General features: G+C 68.0%; 21 protein-coding genes. 6 read left to right on the top strand and 15 right to left on the bottom strand.

Annotated elements, in window-relative coordinates; translation table 11 throughout:
* Positions 1-40: 40 nt before the first annotated feature.
* The 7 genes from KU887_RS18975 to KU887_RS18945 form a co-directional block, all read right to left on the bottom strand.
* Positions 41-445, bottom strand: coding sequence for a lysozyme inhibitor LprI family protein (locus KU887_RS18975; RefSeq protein WP_006483706.1), 405 nt, complete (start codon positions 443-445; stop codon positions 41-43).
* Between the two features lie 370 nt (positions 446-815).
* The gene (locus tag KU887_RS18970; RefSeq protein WP_006483709.1) at positions 816-1,145 is read right to left on the bottom strand and encodes a DUF4148 domain-containing protein; all 330 of its coding nucleotides are present in this window, start codon (positions 1,143-1,145) and stop codon (positions 816-818) included.
* Between the two features lie 225 nt (positions 1,146-1,370).
* Positions 1,371-2,249: a PilZ domain-containing protein gene (locus KU887_RS18965; RefSeq protein ID WP_205672042.1), complete on the bottom strand. Its 879-nt coding sequence runs from the start codon at positions 2,247-2,249 to the stop codon at positions 1,371-1,373.
* 79 nt (positions 2,250-2,328) lie between these two features.
* Complete coding sequence (locus KU887_RS18960; protein ID WP_258257173.1) at positions 2,329-4,905, bottom strand: penicillin-binding protein 1A; 2,577 nt, start codon at positions 4,903-4,905, stop codon at positions 2,329-2,331.
* 185 nt (positions 4,906-5,090) lie between these two features.
* The gene (lhpH, locus tag KU887_RS18955; RefSeq protein ID WP_006494886.1) at positions 5,091-6,098 is read right to left on the bottom strand and encodes a trans-3-hydroxy-L-proline dehydratase; all 1,008 of its coding nucleotides are present in this window, start codon (positions 6,096-6,098) and stop codon (positions 5,091-5,093) included.
* Positions 6,099-6,166: 68 nt separating this feature from the next.
* Positions 6,167-7,288, bottom strand: coding sequence for a branched-chain amino acid ABC transporter substrate-binding protein (locus KU887_RS18950; RefSeq protein WP_205672044.1), 1,122 nt, complete (start codon positions 7,286-7,288; stop codon positions 6,167-6,169).
* A gap of 127 nt (positions 7,289-7,415) precedes the next feature.
* The gene (locus tag KU887_RS18945) at positions 7,416-8,153 is read right to left on the bottom strand and encodes a FadR/GntR family transcriptional regulator (protein ID WP_124632841.1); all 738 of its coding nucleotides are present in this window, start codon (positions 8,151-8,153) and stop codon (positions 7,416-7,418) included.
* Positions 8,154-8,416: 263 nt separating this feature from the next.
* Between KU887_RS18945 and lhpI the strand changes: the two genes are divergently transcribed.
* The 3 genes from lhpI (at position 8,417) to KU887_RS18930 (ending at position 10,722) form a co-directional block, all read left to right on the top strand.
* On the top strand, positions 8,417-9,352 hold the full coding sequence (gene lhpI, locus KU887_RS18940) for a bifunctional Delta(1)-pyrroline-2-carboxylate/Delta(1)-piperideine-2-carboxylate reductase (RefSeq protein WP_258257161.1): 936 nt from the start codon (positions 8,417-8,419) through the stop codon (positions 9,350-9,352).
* A gap of 169 nt (positions 9,353-9,521) precedes the next feature.
* Positions 9,522-9,926: a response regulator transcription factor gene (locus KU887_RS18935; protein ID WP_006481701.1), complete on the top strand. Its 405-nt coding sequence runs from the start codon at positions 9,522-9,524 to the stop codon at positions 9,924-9,926.
* Between the two features lie 16 nt (positions 9,927-9,942).
* Complete coding sequence (locus KU887_RS18930) at positions 9,943-10,722, top strand: helix-turn-helix domain-containing protein (RefSeq protein ID WP_006481707.1); 780 nt, start codon at positions 9,943-9,945, stop codon at positions 10,720-10,722.
* Positions 10,723-10,744: 22 nt separating this feature from the next.
* On the opposite strand, the gene KU887_RS18925 is transcribed toward KU887_RS18930, so the two are convergent.
* From KU887_RS18925 to KU887_RS18900, 6 genes are all read right to left on the bottom strand, one after another.
* Entirely contained in the window at positions 10,745-11,089 is a 345-nt protein-coding gene (locus KU887_RS18925) for a metal ABC transporter ATPase (protein WP_258257160.1), read from the bottom strand.
* Between the two features lie 154 nt (positions 11,090-11,243).
* Complete coding sequence (locus KU887_RS18920; protein ID WP_006479066.1) at positions 11,244-11,483, bottom strand: hypothetical protein; 240 nt, start codon at positions 11,481-11,483, stop codon at positions 11,244-11,246.
* 16 nt (positions 11,484-11,499) lie between these two features.
* A complete protein-coding gene (locus KU887_RS18915; RefSeq protein ID WP_006481711.1) occupies positions 11,500-11,790 on the bottom strand; it encodes a DUF1488 domain-containing protein in 291 nt (96 codons plus the stop codon).
* A gap of 111 nt (positions 11,791-11,901) precedes the next feature.
* On the bottom strand, positions 11,902-12,300 hold the full coding sequence (locus KU887_RS18910) for a DUF488 domain-containing protein (RefSeq protein WP_006494891.1): 399 nt from the start codon (positions 12,298-12,300) through the stop codon (positions 11,902-11,904).
* A 157-nt stretch (positions 12,301-12,457) separates the two neighbouring features.
* Complete coding sequence (locus KU887_RS18905; RefSeq protein WP_060212406.1) at positions 12,458-13,660, bottom strand: amino acid aminotransferase; 1,203 nt, start codon at positions 13,658-13,660, stop codon at positions 12,458-12,460.
* Positions 13,661-13,706: 46 nt separating this feature from the next.
* Complete coding sequence (locus KU887_RS18900) at positions 13,707-15,092, bottom strand: amino acid permease (protein WP_006481698.1); 1,386 nt, start codon at positions 15,090-15,092, stop codon at positions 13,707-13,709.
* Positions 15,093-15,411: 319 nt separating this feature from the next.
* On the opposite strand from KU887_RS18900, the gene KU887_RS18895 reads away from it, so the two are divergent.
* Complete coding sequence (locus KU887_RS18895; protein WP_006479071.1) at positions 15,412-15,885, top strand: Lrp/AsnC family transcriptional regulator; 474 nt, start codon at positions 15,412-15,414, stop codon at positions 15,883-15,885.
* 26 nt (positions 15,886-15,911) lie between these two features.
* On the opposite strand, the gene KU887_RS18890 is transcribed toward KU887_RS18895, so the two are convergent.
* Positions 15,912-16,769, bottom strand: a complete 858-nt coding sequence (locus tag KU887_RS18890) for a DMT family transporter (protein WP_258257150.1) — start codon at positions 16,767-16,769, stop codon at positions 15,912-15,914.
* 399 nt (positions 16,770-17,168) lie between these two features.
* Between KU887_RS18890 and KU887_RS18885 the strand changes: the two genes are divergently transcribed.
* Together KU887_RS18885 and KU887_RS18880 are read left to right on the top strand one after the other, a co-directional pair.
* Positions 17,169-18,842, top strand: coding sequence for a phospholipase C (locus KU887_RS18885; RefSeq protein ID WP_006481710.1), 1,674 nt, complete (start codon positions 17,169-17,171; stop codon positions 18,840-18,842).
* A gap of 95 nt (positions 18,843-18,937) precedes the next feature.
* Entirely contained in the window at positions 18,938-20,356 is a 1,419-nt protein-coding gene (locus tag KU887_RS18880; RefSeq protein ID WP_258257149.1) for a cytochrome-c peroxidase, read from the top strand.
* Positions 20,357-20,409: 53 nt separating this feature from the next.
* Here KU887_RS18880 and KU887_RS18875 read toward each other — a convergent pair whose 3' ends face one another.
* The gene (locus KU887_RS18875) at positions 20,410-21,678 is read right to left on the bottom strand and encodes a glycosyltransferase (RefSeq protein WP_077021075.1); all 1,269 of its coding nucleotides are present in this window, start codon (positions 21,676-21,678) and stop codon (positions 20,410-20,412) included.
* Between the last annotated feature and the right edge of the window lie 205 nt (positions 21,679-21,883).

Raw genomic sequence — 21,883 nt, 5'->3', positions numbered from 1 at the left:
GCCGGCGTCGTGCAGGCCCGGTCGGGCCCGCGCGTGATCGTTACTTCGCGGGCACCGGGCACGCGAGGTCGCCTTCCTCGCAGGACAGATAGCCCTTCAGGGTGTCGGTGCGCGCTTTCGTCAGATCGTCGAGACAGGTCGATACGACCATCGGGTATGCACTGCCGTCCTCGGCATTCGCGCTCGAGAAACGGCATTCGGCGTCGCGGTACGCGATCCACGCGCGCTGCGCATTCACGAGCTTGTCGGCAAGCGGCCGCGCGTCGCGCAGGCGCGCGGTGACGGCCTGGTAAGTCCGGTTCAGTTCCCCGTCGGATTTCTTGTACGCGCGATCGGCACACGCCGTCATCGTCGCCTGATCCGTCGCGTCCGCACAATTCGCCTGCGCATGGGCGACGCTCGCCACCAGCGCCAGCGAGCCCAGCAGACCGGTCAAGACACGCATGGATGCTCCTTGTCGTTCGTTGAAGTGTGGAACCCGGCGCCCTGTTGCGCCCCGTGTGAGTGGGCCGCGCCACGCGCCGCGGCGACATCGACCGCGATGCTAGCGCACGCGCGGCGGATTGTCAGCGGGGTGCGGCGCGGCGAGTGACGTGATCATGCACGCCAAGGTATCGCGCGGATCCCGCGCCGATCGGCATCCGGCGTTTCGCTCATGCGCGCCGCAGGCTATCAGCGACCGATTCGGCCGACCGACCTCGTGCATCGGGCCGCCCGATGAAGAAGACGCAAAAAAGCCCGCACGCGATACGCGTGCAGGCTTTCTCGATACGGCTTCAATCGCGGCCGTCGAGGGCCGCGCGGCAACGGCCGGCTCAGTGGCCGAAGTACACCGACGAGCGGTCGCTCACGGCCGGCACGGCCGCACGCTGGCCCGACTGCGACGTCGCGACCGGGTTCGCACCGTAGCCGGTGGCGTCGGCTTGCGCGCCGGCATTCTGCGCGGCGGCGATCTTGGCCTGGGCGGCCTGGATGTTTTCCGGGTAGTTGATCCAGTCGTTCGGGTTGTAGCCGGCCTTTTCGAGCTGGACCAGTTCGGCGCGCACTTGCGCGCGGGTCAGCGGCTGCTGGTTCGATTGGGCGAACGAGACGACCGGTGCGGCCACCAGGGCGGCCAGTGCAACTGCCTTGATCAGCGATTTCATGATGCGTTACCTCCAGGATTGTTTTGTCAGGCGCTTCGGACTCGAGGTCGTTGCGCATGAGTAGAAGTCTAGGAGGCGCGGCTATCAGGGTAAATACTTAAATCGCAAATTCACTGTTGACCGAAACCGTACAATCGAGCGGGAATAAGTCGTTTCGTCAGACGATTATCGGCGTTCGTGCACCGAATGCCGCGATACGGCAGCCGGCACGCGCGGGTCGCGCGTTCAACGCAGGCGATCGGTATCCGCCGACGCCATCTGCCTGTCGAACAGCAGCGCCTTGAGGCGAATCAGGTCGTCGGCATCGATGTCGCCGAACGCCGCATGATGGAGCGTCAGCGCGGGCGGCGCCGGGTCGGCATGCACGGCCCGCACGGTGCCATCGAGCGCCAGCCGCTCGACGCGACCGGCGGTTTCGTACGGAAGCAGCACGCGCAACGGCTCGCCGGTCGCCGCGATCGGCCGGTCGACGGCGATCGACAGCCCGCTCAGGCTGATGTCGTGCACCACCCCGATGCCTTCCGTCCCTTCCGCTCCTCCGCTGCAGCAGGCCGCGATGCGCACCGGCACGCGCGGCTCCGCGCGCGTGCGCAGCCGGTCGACGAACCCTGGCGGCGACAGGACCATGAACGGCGCGGCGCCCGACGCCTGCACCGATTCCACCGTCGCGCCGAAACGCGATACCGCGGCCCGGCCGATCGCCACTGCTTCGACGTCGTCGCCGCGGGCGAAATCGAGCACGGTGGCGGGCTGCGGCTCGACGAACAGCGCACCCGCCGCGCCGACGCCGATCAGCCGGCAGCGCTGCAGCGCGCGCGTCGTGCCGACCCGGCGGCGGATGCCGATCGCGGCGCCCGCCGACAAGCCCATGCGCGTGGCGGGCGCGGCCGCCGTCGCGGACCCGCGCGGACCGGTGTCGGCGTCCTCGCGCCGGCGCACGGGGCGGAAATGGTCGAACAGGAAAGCGTGCTGCGCCGGGTCGCGCAGCGTCGTGCCGGCCGGCAGCAGCGCGGCGCCGTCGGCGTCGTAGAGGTCGAAGCCGAGCGGGACCTCGGCGGAAAGATCGTCGCGAGCGAGGGCGACGTAATCGCTGGAAAGCAGCATCGGAGAAGCGCGGAGCGACCGCGCGAGCTGTCGTGACAACTTGATTACGGCAGCATCGCGCGGAATCTGAACGGCTTCGTTACTGCGACGCGCCGGTCGCATCGGGCGCAGCCGGCACCGGCATCGGCGGCGGCGGCACGGCGGAAGGCGCGGCGCCGCTACCGGCGCTGCTCCCGCTCGTCGTACTGGCGCCTGCCGGCGGCTGCGCAGGCGGTTGCGACGCGCCGGACGACAGCGCCGCGGCCGATGCGGCCACTTCGGACGCCGGCACCCATTCCTCGACGATGCCGCCGGAAGCGACATCCGGCGCCGACGCAGCGGAGGCTGCCGACGCCGCGCCCTCGTCGACCTCGGCCGGGCGCTCGATACGCGGCGTCCTGACCGGCGTGGGCGCCTTCTTCGGCTCGGGCGGGAACCACGTATCGAACAGGTCGGTCGCGCGCTCGCGCAGCGACGCGAACCAGCCCGGCGACGGTTCGGTATCGAATTTCGCCTTGGTATCGACGATCCGGGCGCGCTGCGCGCGCTGGAAGAAATCGCCGACGATCGGCAGCGCGCTGTGCGCGCCCTGCCCCCAGTAATCGCTGCGCAGCGTCACGCGGCCGTCGTCGAATCCGACCCACGCGCCGGCGACGAGGCCCGGCTGCATCAGGATGAACCAGCCGTCCGCGTTGTCCTGCGTGGTGCCGGTCTTGCCGGCCACGTCGCCGCGGATGCCGAACCGCGTGCGGATGCTGCCGCCCGTGCCGCGCGTCACGACGTCGCGCATCACGTCGAGCAGCGTCTTGTCGGTTTCGGCGTCGAGCGCGCGCTCGGGCGGCGCCGGTGCATATTCGGCAAGCACCTCGCCCTGGCGATTCTCGATGCGCGTCACCATCTGCGGCTCGACGTACAGCCCGCCGTTCGCGATCGTCGCGTACGACGCGACCATTTCCTTCAGCGTGACCGGGCTCGTGCCGAGCGCGAGCGACGGCACGCGTTCGAGCGGGCTTTCGCGCACGCCCATGTCGCGCGCCAGCCGCGCGACGGCGCCCGGCCCGACCTTCTCCATCACCTGCGCGGTGATCCGGTTGCGCGACAGCGCGACCGCGTCGCGCAGCGTCATCGGCTTGCCGGTCGGCGGCACGTCGTCGTTCGGCCGCCAGATCTCGCCGCCCTTCAGCGGGATCTCGACCGGCTGGTCGACGAACGTATCTTCCGGCTTCATCCCGTTCGCGAACGCGACGCCATAGACGAACGGCTTGAACGTCGAGCCCGGCTGGCGCCGCGCCTGCGCGACGTGATCGAACGGCTCGCGGGTGAAGTCGCGACTGCCGACCCACGCGCGGATCTGCCCGTCACGCGGATCGATCGCGAGGAAGCCGGCCTGCACGTCGGTCTTGGCCTTGCACAAGGCATGCAGGAAACCGCGATCGGCCGCGAGCATCTTCATCGCGGCCGCGTCGTCCTTGCCGGCCTCCTGCGCGGCCTTGTACTCGGGCGACTCACGCATGAAGGTGCGAAACACCTCGTTGTCGGTGCCGCAGCCGTCGCGGCCGCTCCACGCGTTGTTCGCGATGCCCTGCAGCTGATTGCCCTGCAACGTGAGCGCCTGCGTCGCCATCTGCTGGAGCCGCGAGTCGATCGTCGTGCGCACGATCAGCCCGTCCGAGTAGATGTTGTAGTCGTTGCGGTCGGCCCACGCGATCAGCCATTTGCGCAACTGCTGCGCGAAATGCGGCGCCGGCCCGGGCGGCTCCTTCTGGCGCTCGAAGTCGATGCGCAGCGGCCGGCGCTGCAACTGCGCGAACTGCGCCGGCGACAGCTTGCCGTACTTGACCATCTGGCCGAGCACCGTGTTGCGCCGCTGCAGCGCGCGCTCGGGGTTCAGCACCGGGTTGTAGTAGCTGTTGCCCTTCAGCATCCCGACGAGCGTCGCGCTGTCGAGCACGTCGAGTTCGTCGGCCGACTTGTCGAAATAGGTGCGCGCGGCCATCTCGACGCCGTACGCGTTGTACAGGAACGGCACCGTGTTCAGGTAGGTCTCGAGGATCTGGTCCTTGCTGTAGACGGCCTCGATCTTCAGCGCGGTGATCGCCTCCTTCACCTTGCGCGTGAGCGTCGGCGCGCGGCCGATCTCGTCCGGATACAGATTGCGCGCGAGCTGCTGCGTGATCGTCGAGCCGCCCTGGCGGCTGCCCGAGAACGTATGCAGCGCGGCCGACGCCGTGCGCTTCCAGTCCAGCCCGTGGTGTTCGTAGAAGCGGTGATCCTCGGTCGCGATCAGCGCGTCGATCATGCGCGGCGAGATCTGCTTGAGCGGCACCCATTCGCGGTTCGACGGCTTGAATTCGGCCAGCAGCTTGCCGTCGGCGGACAGTACCTGCGCGGGCTGGTCGACGCGCGCCTTGCGGATGTCGCCGATCCCCGGCGTGAACGGAATGAGGACGATCACGTACCCCGCGAACAGCGCCGGCACGGCGGCGGCCGTGAGCAGCACGCCACGGCGCGTCGGGTGGCGGACATGGTGCCACGCGGTGGCGGCGAGAGGCTTGGCCCGCGCGACGGCGGCCGCCGCGACGGGTTGGGCGCGCGCGACCCATCTGGCACACAAGGCACGCACTGACGACACGTTTCGGCGATTCACGCGGGTGGAGCTCGGCTGAAAAGGCTGCATCGTACCAAACTCGCGCGGCCGGCCGGCCCGCGGCGGCCTTGCGCCGGCACACGCGGTGCGGTTTCGCCGCAACGCTCACGCAAAAAAGGCGCGTGCCCCGCAACCGGAGCGACGCGCCAAACCTGGTACGACAACCTGAACGCCGCGCGACGGGGACGCGGCAGCGGCGCGACCGACGCTGCGGGTCAGCGCACGAGAAACCCGTACGTGAGCGGATCGCGTTCGTCGACGATCCAGTTCGCGAACCCGCAGACATGCGCGCTGCCTTCCACTTCCGGGATCACGGCCGGGATGTCGCCGACCGTCGTTTCGCGCAGCACGCGCCCCTTGAAGACCGTGCCGACGATCGATTCGTTGACGAGCGTGTCGCCCGCCGCGAGCAGCCCCCGCAGGTACAGCTGCGCGACGCGCCCGCCGGTGCCGGAGCCGGTCGGCGAGCGGTCGACCTCGCGATCCGCGAACACGCAGCAGTTCGCCTGCGTCGAACCCGCGTGGCGCGGCGCGTTCGCGATGATCGTGCCGTAGATATGGTTGATTTCCGGGATCTCCGGATGGACGACCGGATACTTCGCGTTCGCGGCCGCCTTCACTTCCGCGCCGAAGCGAATCAGTTTCTCGACCGCCGATTCGCGCACCGGCAAGTCGAACGGCGCGCCGTCGACATAAAAATAAAACGCGCCGCCATAAGCAATGTCGCCGGTCACGGTGCCGAACGACGGCGTGTCGACCGACACGTCGCGCTGCCAGATGAACGACGGCACGTTGACGAAGCGCACCGGCCCCGCGTGCTCGCCGTCCCACTGGACGAACGCCTCGATGAACCCGCACGGCGCATCGATGCCGACCCGCGTCTCGGGCACGGTGCGCTGCACCCAGCCGAGCTCGACGGCCGCCGTCGACAGCGCGATCACGCCGTGACCGCAATGGTCGCTGTAGCCTTCGTTGTGCACGAAGATCACGCCGAAATCGGCGTTCGGCGACACCGGCTCGGTCAGATAGCCGCCGTACATGTCGGCATGGCCGCGCGGTTCGAACATCAGCGCGCGGCGGATCTCGTCGGCGTGCTCCTTGAGCCACGCGCGGCGCTGGACGATCGTGTCGCCGGGCAGGCGCGGCAGCCCGCTCGTGACGATGCGGAACGCCTCGCCGCCGGTGTGCACTTCGACGGTGGACAGGGATCGGGAAATTTTCATGGCGGATCGAATGCGTTGAAACGAAGGACGGCGGCCGGGCCGCCGTCCGGTGACGGGCGATGCGGCAATTACTTCGCGTACGGTTCCGGCAGGCCGTTGCGGATCACGTAGACGGTGGTCGGCGCGCCTTTCAGGTCGCCGTTCGCGTCGAACGAATAGGTGCCCGCGACGCCCGCGTAGTTCGACTTCGCGAGCTGCGCGCTCAGCTTCGCCTTGTCGGTGGTCGTGCCGGCCTTGACCATCGCGTCGGCGAGCAGCTTCATCCCGTCGTAGTAGTTGACGCCATAGACCTGCGTATCGGTGTGATAGGCGTCGTGGTACTTCTTCAGGAATTCGCGGCCGGCCGCCGTCTTCTCGAGCGCGACCCCGCCCTGCGCGCAGTAGACGATCGACGCGGCCTCGCCCGCGACCTTGCCCATGTCGGCCGAGCAGATGCCGTCGCCGCCGAGCAGCTTCGCGCGCAAGCCCCGTTGCTTCATCTGCTTGGCCATCGGCGCGCCCTGCGCCGCATAGCCGCCGAGGAAGATCACGTCGGGGTTGGCGGCCTTGATCTTGGTGAGAATGCCGAGGAAATCGGTGGCCGACGAGTTCGTGTATTCCTGGTCGACGATCTTGATCCCGTTCGCCTTCGCGACGTTCATGAACTGCTCGGCGACGCCCTGCCCGTACGCGGTGCGATCGTCGATCACGGCGGCGGTTTTCGCGTTCAGCGTCTTCGCGGCGAACGTGGCCATCGTGCCGCCGAGCTGCTCGTCGCTCGCGCCGATCCGGAAGATGTTCTTGAAGCCCTGCTTCGTCAGCGCCGGGTTCGACGCGACCGGCAGGATCGGCACGCCGGCAGTCGAATACACGCGCGAGGCCGGAATCGCGACGCCCGAGTTGTACGGCCCGAGCACCGCGACGACGCCCTTGTCGACGAGATTCTGCGCGACCTGCACGCCGGCCTTCGGGTCGGCCTGGTCGTCTTCGGAAACCAGTTTGAACGTGACGGCCTTGCCGGCGACCTTGATGCCGGCCTTGTTGAGCTCGTCCACCGCGAGCCGCGCGCCGTTTTCGTTGTCCTTGCCGTTGGCGGCCTGCGGGCCGGTGAGCGGCGCCGAATGGCCGATCATCACGACTTCCTGCGCGTGCGCGGAAGTCAGCGCGCCGGCGGCAACAGCCACCGAGAGCGCGGTCAAGAAGTGTCGCATGATGTCTCCTGATTGGTTTTGTGTGAAACCAATGTAGGACACACGTGGTCACATCGCAAGCAATTTCAAAATAATTGTCGGGATTTTGGTCATATTGAAGACCAGAATGGCTTCGCGCGCAGGCCGGTCACTTCGGCGCGATGTCGCGCCGCACGCGGCGGATGTGCTGTTCGACATAGAACGCAGCCGCATCGGCATCGCCGGACACGATCGCCTCGTAGATCAGCCGGTGCTCGGACACGTAGAGCCGGATCCGGCCCGCGTCGTAGATGCCGTCGTCCTTCAGCCGCTTCCACAGCGGCTGGTCCATCGTCTTCGCGACTTCGTCCGCGATCTTCACGATCAGCGCATCGCCGGTCATCAGCGCGAGCTGCCGGTGGAACAGCCGGTCGCTCTCGTTCCACAGCGCGCGCTGGTGCGGATCGTCGACGTCGGTGATGGTTTCCATCTGCGCGAGATAACGTTCGGCGCCAAGGTCGGCGCGGCCATGGGCGGCCGCGAGGCGCGCGATCGCGGGCTCCAGGATCAATCGCACGTCGAGCGTCGACGTCGGGCTGAAGTCGGCCTCGGACGCCGTGTGCGGATCGCCGCGCTGCGCGAGCACGTCGAGCGGCGCCGCGACGACGTAGGTGCCCGAATTGCGTTTCGTGCACACGAGCCCTTCGTTCTGCAGCGCGCCGAGCGCCTCGCGCACCGCCGGCCGGCCGACCTGGAACAGCGCCGCCAGCTCGCGCTCGGACGGCAGCCGCGACTCGGCCGCGTAGCGCCCCGCGCGGATCTCGTCGCGGATCTTTTCGGCTACCTGCTCGTAGATCTGCAGCGGGCGGAAACCGCCTTCGAGTGAGTCGGGACGCGCGGACATCATCGGATGGCTCCTGCCCGTTCGCGGGCGTGGATCTGGAATGGGTTCGCACTATACCGGAGCCGCGCGGGCGGCACGGCAGCGGCGCGCTTCTGGCCAGATATTAGAACCAAAATCCCCACAGCGCTTTATTTTCTGGGTTGCAGGCGCGCCAGCAAGTGGTATAGATTCGATCCACACTGCCCTGTGTCACGGTATCCGGCAGACCTGTGGCGGGCGCGGCATGCGTCCGCCGTTCACGCTCACCGACGCCCACGACGTACACGATGACCGCCTCTTCCCCGATTCCCGTTTTCGACGCGGCCGACACGGCCGCGCTGCTCGACTACCCGGCGCTGCTCGCCACGCTCAGGCAAGCGGTCGCCGAGTACGCGGCGGGCGACATCGTCAGCCCCGAACGCCTGGTCGTGCCGCTGCAAGGCGGCGGCGTGATGCTGTCGATGCCGTCGAGCGCCCACGACCTGGCGAGCCACAAGCTCGTCAACGTGTGCCCCGGCAACGGCGCGCGCGGGCTGCCGACGATCCTCGGCCAGGTCGCCGCGTACGACGCGACGACCGGAGAAATGCGCTTCGCGCTCGACGGCCCGACCGTCACCGGTCGCCGCACGGCGGCGATCACCGCGCTCGCCATCCAGGCGCTGCACGGCGCCGCGCCGCGCGACATCCTGCTGATCGGCACCGGCAAGCAGGCGGCCAATCACGCGGAAGCGCTCGCGGCCATCTTTCCGGATGCGCGGCTGCACGTGCGCGGCACGACCGCGGAGCGCGCGGCCGCCTTCTGCGCCGCTCATCGCGCCCATGCGCCGCGGCTCGCGCCGCTCGACGGCGACGCGATTCCCGAGGCGATCGACGTGGTCGTCACGCTGACCACCAGTCGCACGCCCGTCTACCGCGAAGCCGCGCGCGAAGGCCGTCTCGTGGTCGGCGTCGGCGCGTTCACCGCGGATGCCGCCGAGATCGATGCGAACACGGTGCATGGCAGCCGGCTCGTCGTCGACGATCCGGCCGGCGCGCGCCACGAAGCCGGCGACCTGATCGTCGCACGGGTCGACTGGCAGCACGTCGCATCGCTCGCCGACGTGCTGAACGGCGTCTTCGCCCGCGGCGGCCCGCTGCTGTTCAAGAGCGTCGGCTGCGCCGCGTGGGATCTGGCCGCGTGCCGCACCGCGCGCGACGCGCTGGCCGCGCGCCGCGCCGGCTGATCCGGCCGCGAAACCATTCCAGCTGCTCGCGCGGCATCGCCGCAGCCGGATCGTCCCGGCGATTTCCCGTACGCGGTGTAGGAAATGCCCTACACCGCGTCGAAGCGGCCTACACGAAGTTCCAATTCGGCCGATTTCAATTTCGGCGGCGCAACACGATACTGCCGGCATGAATGCCAGCCTGTCACCCGCCGCGCTCAGGGTGTTCCTCGTCGATCACGCCGTCGCCGTTCGCCAGCGGATCGCGCTGCTCGTCGGCGCGATCCGCGGCGTTGCCGTCGTGGGCGAAGCGGAAGACGGCCAGGACGCGTGGTCGCATATCCGCAGCAGTCGCGCGGACGTGGTGATCGTCGACGTGCGGCTCGCGGACGGCAGTGGTCTCGACCTGATCGGGATGCTGTCGAAGGCCGCACCGCGCATCGTCACGATCGTGCTGACGAACCACTCGGCGCCGGCATTCAGAGAGGCATGCGCGACGGCGGGAGCCGACTACTTCTTCGACAAGACCGTCGAATTCGACGCCGCATGCCGTGTCATCGAATCCCTGGTGCACGCTCGCGTGCGCCGCCCCTGACGAGCCGGAGCGACTCATGTCCACCGCCACCGCCTTCGCCGCCGACGTGTCCGTCGTACCCCGGCCAACGATTGCCCTGCGCCCGGTCGCGCGCGCCGACGCCGCCAAGCATCCGGCCGCACGCTGTTCGGCCTGCGCGATGCGCTCGATGTGCCTGCCGCCGCATCTGACGGCCGCCGAATACGGCCGCCTCGACGCGATCATCTGCACGACGCGACAGGTGCGCCAGGGCGACGCGCTGTTTCGCACCGACGATCCGTTCCAGAGCATCTATGCGGTGCGCGCGGGTTCGTTCAAGACGGTGATGATGCATCGCGACGGCCGCGAGCACGTGACGGGCTTCCAGATCGCCGGCGAAACGCTCGGGATGGACGGCATCGGCGGCGGCCAGCACTGCTGCGACGCGATCGCGCTGGAGGACAGCGTGGTGTGCATCATCCCGTTCGGCGCGCTCGAAGCCGCGTGCCGCGAGATGAAGCCGATGCAGCACTTCCTCTACCAGATGCTGAGCAGCGAGATCGTCCGCGAATCGAGCCAGATGCTGCTGCTCGGCACGATGTCGGCCGAGCAGCGCGTCGCGCATTTCCTGCTGAACCTGTCGTCGCGGTTCGAGGCGCGCGGCTATTCGGCGACCGAATTCAATCTGCGGATGACGCGCGAGGAAATCGGCTGCTATCTCGGGATGAAGCTCGAAACCGTCAGCCGGATGTTCTCGCGGTTCCATCGCGAAGCGCTCGTCGAGACGCGCGGCAAGCGCGTGCGCATCATCGACGCGCAAGCGCTCGCACGGGTCTGACACACGGCGCCGGCGCGCGGCATTACCGGATCGCGTCGCCGGTCGCCGCGTCGCGCAGCGCCACCGTCGCGGCGCCCGCCTGCCACGCGATCAGCGCCTGTTCGGCCTGCGCGAACGCGCGGCGCAGCGCATCGTCCACGTCGACGCACGGCGGCAGCGACCTGAGCGTCGCGTCGTGCATCACCAGGTCGAGCCGCACGTCGTACAGGCACGCGCCATCGGCCACCGTGCGCGCGTCGATCGCGAGATGGCAGCCGTCGATCAACGCGCGAAACCGTTCGAGCCGCACCAGTTGCGCGCCGGCTTCGGCCTCGACCGCTGCCGAAACCGTGAATCCGAGGCAGGCGATCTGCATGCCCACGCCCATGTCGTGTCTCCTGACGGGGCCGCCCGCTCGTCGACCGCCTTGCATGTGCCGGCCGCCTCGCGATGGAGGCGGCACGTGTTTCCCGTCGCGCGGCGCGCAGGATTCGATCGCGGCCGGCCGACGGTCTGCCCGCGCCTGGCTGGCGCGGGGCCATTCATACGTTGAAGGTCTGCGACGCCTTCATCTCGATCCACGTCATGCCGGCCCGCAGCCCTTCGATCATCGCCTCGCGCTCCGTCGGATACGCGTGGCTGTGCTCGAACGTATGATGAAACCGCGCGGCGCCGGCGCCGTGCTCGACCGACACGCGGCAGCGGAACTCGCCCGATTCGCACGGGCGCGTCTCCACCTCGACCGACCAGTCGCGTTCGTGAATGTTGCCCTGCAGTGTCATGCGCCCTCCTGCGGTATCAGTCTTCGAGCCGGAAGTGCCCGCTGTGCAGCAGCACCGGCCGGCCGCCGATTTCCTCGAGCATTCGCCGTGCCATCGCCTCGATCGCCGACCGGTGCGCGTCGAATGCGTGCAGCAGATCGCGTTCGAGCAGCGACCGCGCGCCGAAATGGTCTTCCAGCGCCTCGGCCGTGACCGCGCACTGGACGCAACGCCCGTCGACCAGCGCCGAAAACGCGACGACCAGATCGCGCGCGCAGTATTCCGGCGGCTCGGGCGGGAAAGTAATGTGCATCTGTCGGCCTGTCATCGTCGTGATGGCTCCATGACGAGAGCATAGTGGCGCGCGCGGCCGCGCGCTTGACCCACGTCAACCGGTTCGCTGCACCGCACGATCGCGGCGCGGCCGCGCGACGCCGCGTCAGCCCGCGTCGGGCTCGATCACCGCGCCGCGTTCCGCGAGCAGCTCGCGCAGCACGCTGCGGTGGCAATGGCGCTCGTCTTCGCAGTAGCAGCCGATCGACAGCGCGGTGGTCGCCGACAGCGCGGCCAGCAGGTCCAGCACCTTCGCCGGATCGCCGTGCGTCATCTCCGCGCGGAAGTGACGCTTGAACGCTTTCCATTCGGCGTCGGTTTCGGCGGCCTGCGCCTGTGCGACGAGTTCGGGGCTCGGCGACAGCGTCGGCAGCCATACATCATAGTAGTTGCGCGACGCGAATTCCGCCTTCGGCACACCGCGCGGCGGCCGCCGCACCGTGCCGATCCGCAGCCCTTCGCCGGCCGCGCGCGGCGTGCCGAGCTGGATGATCCGGATGCCCATGTCGCTCCTCTGTCGTGCATGCGATCCCGTGATCGTACCGCCGTGCCTGCCCGTGCGTCAGCCGGGCACCGCACATGATCGACGCCCAACAAAAAACCGGCTGCTCCCGTGACGGGACACAGCCGGTTGTGCATCCTGGCGCGCCGCGGCGCCGCGGTCAGACGCCGCTCTTCAGCACCTTGCCGATCGCGTCCGCGACGATGCCGACGTTCGAGTCGTTCAGCCCCGCCACGCACATCCGGCCCGAGCGCAGGATGTACACGCCGTGCACCTCGCGCAGCGCGTCGACCTGCGATTCGGTCAGGCCCGTGTACGTGAACATCCCGCGCTGCTTCACGTAGCGCGTGAGCGCTTCGCCGCTCACGTGGTCGCGCAGGCCGTCGTGGATCGACTGGCGCATCCGCGCGATGCGGCGGCACATCGCCGACAGTTCCTCTTCCCACTGCTTGCGCAGCGCCGGCGTGCCGAGCACGGCCGCGACGACCTTCGCGCCGTAGGTCTGCGGATTGCTGTAGTTCGAGCGCACGGCGCCGGCCAGCTGGCCGAGCACGCGCTCGGCCGCGGCCGCGTCTTCGCAGACGACGCTCAACCCGCCCACGCGCTCGCCATACAGCGAGAAGTTCTTCGAGAACGAGTTCGCGACGAGCGTCGGCACGCCGCGGCGGGCCAGTTCGCGCACCGCGAACGCATCCGCGTCGAGGCCCGCGCCGAAGCCCTGGTACGCCATGTCGACGAACGGCAGCAGCCCGCGCGCCTCGATCACGTCGATCAGCTTCTCCCACTGGCCTTCGTCGAGGTCGACGCCGGTCGGGTTGTGGCAGCACGCGTGCAGCAGCACGATGCTGCGCGCCGGCAGCGCGTCGATCGCCGCGAGCATCGCGTCGAACTTCAGGCCGCCCGTCGCCTCGTCGTAGTACGGATACGTGTTCACCGTGAAGCCGGCGCGCTCGAAGATGAAGCGATGGTTTTCCCAGCTCGGGTCGCTCAGCCACACTTGCGAATCCGGAAAATAGCGCTTCAGGAAATCGGCGCCGACCTTCAGCGCGCCCGAGCCGCCGAGCGTCTGCAGCGTCGCGATGCGGCCGGCCGCGCGGGCCGGGTGATCGGCACCGAACACCAGCGACTGCACGGCATCGCGATACGCGGCCAGGCCGACCATCGGCAGGTACGGCTTCGGGCCGCTGTCGCGCTGCAGCGCGGTCTCGGCTTCGCGCACCGCGCCCATCACCGGAATCCGGCCTTCGGCGTCGAAATAGATCCCGATGCTCAGGTTGACCTTCTGGTCGCGCGGATCTTTCTGGAAGTTCTCGTTGAGCGTCAGGATCGGGTCACCCGGGTACGCGTCGATGTGTTCGAACATGGCTTGAGTCGGTCTCGTTTGGAAGAATGGTCGGTCGTGGCCTGCGTCAGCGTGCGGAGACGCCATCATGCACCGCAAAGCCGGCATTCTTCTGACGGAAGCGATACCCGACCGCGAGCACCGCGAGCCATACCGGGATCAGGTACACCGACAGGCGGAGATCCGGCGTCAGGTACATCACGACGAGAATGCCGGCCATGAACGCCAGGCACAGGTAATTCGTGAAAGGATAGCCCAGACTGCGGAAGGAAGTCTCCTCCCCGGCAGCGCGCTTGGCCTGGCGGAACTTCAGGTGGATCAGGCTGATCATCGCCCAGTTGATGATCAGCGCCGACACGACGAGGCCCATCAGCACCTCGAACGCCTTGCCCGGCATGAAATAGTTGACCAGCACGCACACGCCGGTCGCGAGCGCCGATGCGCCGAGCGCCGCGAGCGGGATGCCGCGCTTGTTCACCGAGCACAGCACCTTCGGCGCGTTGCCCTGCTGCGCGAGGCCGAACAGCATCCGGCTGTTGCAGTACACGCCGCTGTTGTAGACCGACAGCGCGGCCGTCAGCACGACGACGTTCAGCACGTTCGCGACCAGGTTGCTGCTGAGCGCGTGGAAGATCAGCACGAACGGGCTGCCGCCGCTGACGACCTTCTCCCACGGATACAGCGACAGCAGCACGGCCAGCGCGCCGATGTAGAAAATCAGGATGCGGTAGATGACCTGGTTGGTCGCGCGCGGGATGCTGCGCTTCGGATCGTCGGCCTCGGCCGCGGTGATGCCGACCAGCTCGAGCCCGCCGAACGAGAACATGATCGCGGCCATCGACATCACGAGGCCCGACACGCCGTTCGGGAAGAAGCCGCCGTGCTGCCACAGGTTCCGGACGGTGGCTTCCGGCCCGGCGTGGCCGCTCGCGAGCAGCCAGCCGCCGAAGCCGATCATCCCGACGATCGCGGCGACCTTGATGATCGAGAACCAGAATTCCGTCTCGCCGTACGACTTCACGCTGGTCAGGTTGATCAGGTTGATCGCGACGAAGAACACGAGCGCCGACACCCAGGTCGGCACGCCCGGCCACCAGTACTGCACGTAGATCCCGACGGCCGACAGTTCGGCCATGCTGACGAGGATGTACAGCACCCAGTAGTTCCAGCCGGACAGGAAGCCCGTGAAGTGGCCGAAATACTTGTTCGCGAAATAGCTGAACGACCCCGCGACGGGCTCGTCGACGACCATCTCGCCGAGCTGGCGCATGATGAAGAACGCCACGACGCCGGCTACCGCGTAGCCGAGCAGCACGGACGGGCCGGCCATCTTGATCGTCTGCGCGATGCCGAGAAACAGCCCCGTGCCGAGCGCGCCGCCGAGCGCAATCAGCTGGATGTGCCGGTTCTTCAGCCCGCGCTTCAGGCCGTCGCTGTCGTTTCCAGAAACCATGTCTTCTCCACTCTGTCCGCTTCCGCCTGGAGCGGTGCGGCGCGCCTCGGTGTGCCGGGCGCTGTTTTGCTGTGCCGGCGGCCGTTCGTGGAGCCGCCGGGTTGGGGACTGCAATCTTCGCGTGCCGGCATTCGATCCGCGTCGGCGTGCCGGCCAGCCCCGCCGCCGACTCGTCGCCCGCGCCGCATTGCTGCGGCCGCACACGAAAATCCGGCGTCAGTTTAGCGTCGCGACGGCGAAATCGGGTTGCGTAACCCGCTCATGCAAACCCTACATTATGAGATAAGATTGCATCCAGGAGACAGATGAGGAAACAAAAATGCCTGAACCGGTTCTCGATCGCATCGATCGCCACTTGCTGTCGGTGTTGCAGGAGAACGGCCGCGCGTCGAACCTCGACCTGGCGAAGGCCGTCGGCCTGTCGCCCGCGCAGACCTTGCGACGCCACCGCCGGCTGGAGGAGATCGGCGCGATCCGCCGTTACGAAACCCGGCTCTGCCCCGATACGCTCGGCTTCGGCGTCACCGCGTTCGTGCACGTGACGATGGAGCGCGGACATATCCGCGATCTGTCGAAGTTCCAGAAACTCGTGTCGGATCTCGCGCAGATCCAGGAGTGTTTCTCGGTGACGGGCGACATCGACTATGTGCTGAAAGTCGTCGCGCACGATCTGAAGGGACTGTCGACGTTCCTGCTCGAAACGCTGATGCGCATTCCCGGCGTGAGCGGCGTGCATTCGAGCGTGTGCCTCGACGAGATCAAGTGTACGAGTGCGATGCCGGTGGAAAGCTGACACGCCCGGCGCACCGGGGTGATCCTTTACCCCACCGCCTCGAACACACTGATCAACAACGCCCCCGCCGCGATCACCACGCAACCGGCCGCCCGGCGCGGCGTCAGCCGCTCGCCGAGATACACGCGAGCGATCAGCGCCGCGAACACCACGCTCGTCTCCCGCAGCGCCGACACCGGCCCCATCGGCGCGCGATCCATCGCCCAGATCACGATGCCGTACGCGAGGGCCGCGAATACGCCGCCGCAGGCGGCCTTCGCGGTTTCGCCGACATCCTGCGTCAACCGCAACGGTCCCGCCCGCAGCCGGTAGTACCCGGTCATCAGCGCGCCCGTCAGCACGAACATCCACGCGGTATAGCCGACCGTGCTGCCGCTCTCGCGCACACCGATCCCGTCGACCACGCTGTACGCGGCGATCGACACGCCGGTCGCGAACGCCGTCGGCAGCACCTGCGTCATCCGGTGTCGGGCGCCGCGTCCGCGCTCCAGCCCGATCGCCATGATCCCCGCGCAGATCAGCACGAGCCCGCCTTGCGCACCGAAGTTCAGGCGCTCGCCGGCGAACGCCGCCGCGCCGAGCGTGACGAGCAGCGGCGCCGTGCCGCGCGCGACCGGGTATGCGACGGTCAGATCGCCGTGTTCGTACGCGCGGACGAGCAGCAGCGTATAGACGACGTGGATCACGGCCGACGCGACGACGCACAGCCAGCTCGTCGGCGTGATCGGCGCGGCGGCCGGCAGGAACAGCAGCGCGAACAGCCCGATCGCGATCTGCAGCACCGTGGCCGAGCGCAGCCGGTCGCCGCTGCTGCGCACCAGCGCATTCCATGACGCGTGCAGGAACGCCGCGCACAGAACGGCAAACAGAACGGGGATCGGCACGCTGAACACTCCCTGACGGTCGGAGGCCGCGCGGTGCGCGGCAGCCGTTCATCGTATGAATGCGTCACCGGATTGTCAAAAAAGCGACGCACGAGACTCCGGACGTGAGCCGGCCGCCACGCGCCCTGCCGCTCCCGCGCCGGATGCCGCCACCGCAGCGCGCCCGTGCCGGCATGTGACGTGGAGATTGCACACGGTCCGCCCCTTTCCGTTCTCTTTCGCATCGCCCTGCGTCGTAATGAAACCGATACCGGAGCGCAACCATCGCGAAATCACTCCGTCCCCATATCTTCATACGCGGCTGGTCCAATGCGCGTGCTCCCTCACGAGCTTCGCGCCGAACCGACACGGCGACGGGGCCGTTCTCCACCATCGAAGACCTTACCCTGGAGTTTCCCGATGTTCCGTCAAGCCTTGCTCGTCACTGCCTGCGCAGCCGCAGCGCTGGCGCTGTTCGCCTGCGGCGGCAGCGACGATTCCACGCCGACGCCCGCCGTGTCGTCGCAGGATGCGCTGCAGACCGCCACGCCGATCAAGCACGTCGTCGTGATCTACGGCGAAAACATCTCGTTCGACCACTACTTCGGCACCTACCCGAACGCGACGAACCCGTCGGGCGAACCGGCGTTCACCGCGAAATCCGGCACGCCGACGCCGAACGGCCTGACGGGCACGCTGCTGACCGCGAACCCGAACTTCACGAACACGGCCAACGGCACCGACGCCGCGAACCCGTTCCGCCTCGACCGCACGCAGGCCGCGACCGCCGACCAGAACCACGCGTACACGGCCGAAGAGCAGGCCGAGGACAACGGTCTGGCGGACCTGTTCCCGAAGTACACGGGCAAGGGCTCGTCCGGCGGCGCCGGCGCGTTCGGCACGAAGGGCCAGGTGATGGGCTACTTCGACGGCAACACGGTGACCGCGCTGTGGAACTACGCGCAGCGCTTCGCGATGAGCGACAACACGTTCACGACGTCGTACGGCCCGTCGACGCCGGGCGCGCTGAACGTCGTGTCGGGGCAGACCAACGGGATGCAGATCGTCAAGACGTCGAAGCAGCCGTCGACGCTCGCCGCCAGCTCGTACTACATCAATGACGGCCAGGGCGGCTTCACGATGATCAACGACGTCGACCCGGGCTTCGACGTGTGTTCCAGCCCGACCGACCAGGCCATGATGACCGGCAAGAACATCGGCGACCTGCTGAACGGCGCGAACATCACGTGGGGCGGCTTCATGGGCGGCTTCAACCTGTCGACGACCAACGGCAACGGCACGACGGGCTGCGCGCGCAGCACGGTCGCCACCGCCGTGAACGCCGCGACGGCCGACTACATCCCGCACCACAACTGGTTCCAGTACTACGCGTCGACCGCGAACCCGCAGCACACGCGCCCGAGCTCGATCGCGGCGATCGGTTCGAGCGTCGAGACCGACGGCAAGACTCCCGAACCGGCGAACCACCAGTACGACACGGACGACTTCTTCGCCGCCGTGAAGGCCGGCAACTTCCCGTCGGTCAGCTACCTGAAGGCGCCGGCCGCGCAGGACGGCCACGCGGGCTATTCGGATCCGCTCGACGAGCAGGCGTTCGTGACCAAGGTCGTCAACTTCCTGCAGCAGCAGCCGGACTGGCAGAACACCGCGGTGATCGTCACCTATGACGACTCGGACGGCTGGTACGACCACGTGTACACGGCGCCGACGCGCGCATCGTCGGACCCGGTCGATCAGCTCAACGGCGCCGGCAAGTGCGGCACGGGCGGCACCACCGGCGTGAACGGCGCGACCGTGAACGGCCGCTGCGGCCCGGGCGTGCGCATCCCGCTGGTCGTGATCTCGCCGTATGCGAAGCAGAACTACGTCGATCACACGATGCTCGACCAGTCGTCCGTCGTGCGCTTCATCGAGGACAACTGGCTCGGCGGCCAGCGTATCGGCGGCGGTTCGTTCGATGCGACGGCGGGCGACCTGCGCAACCTGTTCGACTTCACGTCGAAGCCGAACACGACGCCGCTGTATCTCGACCCGACGCTCGGCACCGTATTGAGCGCCGCACCGTCGATCTGACCGTGCCGGCATGGCCGCAAGGCCGGCGCGTCACGCGCCGGCCGTTTCCGTTTCAACGCGCCGCTTCGCGCGACGCCCGATTTTCGACCGACAGCATGACAGCTCGCCCCGCATTTCCGTCTCCCGATGCCACCGGCACGCCCGCGCCGCGCCCCCCTTCCCGCCTGCTGCGCCGCGCGGCGTTCGTGCTCGGCGCGGCCGTGATCGGCTATGGCGCGTTCGCGATCGCGTTTCCCGCGCAGGTGCCGGCGGCGATCGGCACCGTGGTCGCCGACTGGACCGGCGCGAACCCGCATCCGGTCGTGCTGCAGCGGCCCGCCGCGCAGCCGCTGTCGGCGGTCGCGCAGCTCGGGCGCGCGCTGTTCCACGATCCGTCGCTGTCGGCGTCGGGCAAGCAGTCGTGCGCGTCGTGTCACAGCCCCGATCACGCGTACGGCCCGCCGAATGCGCTCGACGTGCAGCCGGGCGGCCTCGCGATGACGCAGCAGGGCTATCGTCCACCGCCGTCGCTGATGTACCTGTACCGCCAGCCGAATTTCAGCATCGGCCCCGACGCCGGCGAAAACGACGCCGCGCCGAGCGTCGCGCAGCAGGCCGCGGCGGCGGCCGGCGTCGTCAAGGCGCAGAAGGTGGCCGGCACGTCGGCCGCGCCGCAGCTCGTGCCGCAGGGCGGGATGTTCTGGGACGGCCGCGCCGATACGCTGCAGCAACAGGCGTTCGGCCCGCTGCTGAATCCGGTCGAAATGGCGAACGCGAGCGTCGACGACGTCGCGCACAAGCTCGCGCAATCGTCGCATCGTGCGCAACTGGAGCAGTTATTCGGCGCGCGCGTGTTCGACCGCCCGCAGCTCGCGGTATCGGAAGCGATGTTCGCGATCGCGCGCTATCAGGTCGAGGATCCGTCGTTCCATCCGTACGACAGCAAGTACGATCGCTGGCTCGAGGGCCGCGCCCGCCTGACGCAGGCCGAACTGCGCGGGCTGCGCCTGTTCAACGATCCGGACAAGGCGAATTGCGCGGGCTGCCATTTGTCGAAACCCGGCAAGGACGGGCTGCCGCCGATGTTTACCGATTACCAGTACGAGGCGCTGGGCGCGCCGCGCAATCGGGCGCTCGCGCAGAACCGCAATCCGGCGTTCTACGATCTCGGCGTGTGCGGGCCGTTCCGCGACGACCTGAAGGACCAGACGCAGTATTGCGGAATGTTTCTGACGCCGACGCTGCGCAACGCGGCGACGCGCCACGTGTTCTTCCACAACGGCGTGTTCCACACGCTCGATCAGGTGATGGCGTTCTACAACGAACGCAGCATCTCGCCGCAGAAGTTCTACTCGCGCGGCGCGGACGGCAAGGTCGACGAATACGACGACATTCCGCCGAAATATCGCGCGAACGTGGACGTGACCGACGCGCCGTTCGATCGCAAGCCCGGCGACAAGCCCGCGATGACCGCGCAGGACATCAAGGACATCGAGGCGTTCCTGAATACGCTTACCGACCCGCCTGCGCGGTAAACGACACGCGCCCCGCCGAAGCGGGGCGCGTCACGCCGCCAGGACATCGGCCGTCAGCCGGCGCGCTGCATGCCCTCGCCCGATGGCGCCCGACACCGGCTTGCGCGTTTCACGCGAATCGCCTCGATGCACGCATCGAGCCGCCGGTTGCTTTCCGCAATGCCGAAGCGTGCCGCCCGCTCGAACGCCCGGGCGGCCAGGTCGGCACGCAGTCGGTCGTCGGTCAGCAATTGCGCCATCGCGCGGGCCAACGCATCGACATTCCCGACTTCCACCAGCAATCCCGCGCGGCCGTGGTCGAGAATCTCGCGCGGCCCGGTCGGGCAATCCGTCGATACGATTGCCTTGCCGAGGGCGAGTGCCTCGATCAGCACCATCGGCATCCCTTCGTTCTTCGAACTCAGCACCATGATCGACGCGCCCGCCATCAGCGGATGCGGGTTGTCCATCTGCCCCATGAAATGCACTCGCGCGCCGATGCCGAGCTCGTGGGCGAGACGCATGAGCTCGTCGCGATGGGCGCCGTCGCCGGCAAGCACGAGATGCTCCGCCAAATCGCGCTGCGCGACGAGTTGCGCATACGCGCGCAGCAACGTGCGGTGATCTTTCTGGAGTTCATCGAGCCGGGCGACGGAGACGATGTAAGGCACATCGCTTGGCAACGGGGGACGCGCGGCAGTCGCGTTCTCGCGAATGGCGTCGATGTCGATCGCGTTGGGCAGGACGGTGACTTGCTGCAGCCGGTCGCCGAACATCCGGTCGGCTTCGTCGCCCATCTGCGGGTTCAATGCGGCAATACTGTCGTAGCGGCTGTACTGCTCGAGCAGGCGGCGCATGCGCCGGCCGCGGCCGCCGAGCCGGGCGACGAAGCTGAAGTGGTTGACGCCGATCCAGGCCACCCCGAAGCGGCCGGCAAGGCGCCGCAGCGACAAGTCGTAGTCGACGATGACGTCTACGTCGCGCGCCAGTTCGGCGACACGCCGCCCGATGTACGGACGCACCGCGAGCGCGCCGTGAAGGTCACGAGCAATCCGGCCCACTTTGTCGAGCTTGCGTGCGTGGCGGCGGTCCTGGAAATAGCGAAGCCACTGCGGACGCACCAGGATTTCAATGGGAATGTCATCCGGAATCAGGGCGCGAAAGCGCTGCGTCAGCATCGGCGACGCGTACGTGACCGACAATGTGGCCCTGAAACGCTTGCGATCGAGGATGCGCAGCCACTGGATCAGAGACGATTCGATCCCGCCGTTCCCGAAATCGGTTACGTGAAACAACACGCGAACACGCGTGTCCGCACTTTCGGTATACCCCGCGTCGGCCATGATTTCTATTATGTTGTCTATTGTTGGACTATGCACCTGATTTGGGCGCGGCCTTTTATAACATAGGGTATTCCAATAGCCAAGCAAGGACGGGGCGCGGTCGATTTTTCCCTATTGCCGGAATCAGGTAGGGGCGACAGTCGCCGATTGCGAAGCCATCCGCCGGCATCTCGCGCAAACGTCGGAGCACGCGATGCGCGGTTCA

This window comes from Burkholderia sp. EMB26, from assembly GCF_024730645.1.
Classification (GTDB): Bacteria; Pseudomonadota; Gammaproteobacteria; order Burkholderiales; family Burkholderiaceae; genus Burkholderia; species Burkholderia cenocepacia.
This window is presented reverse-complemented; position numbering and strand designations above follow the sequence as displayed.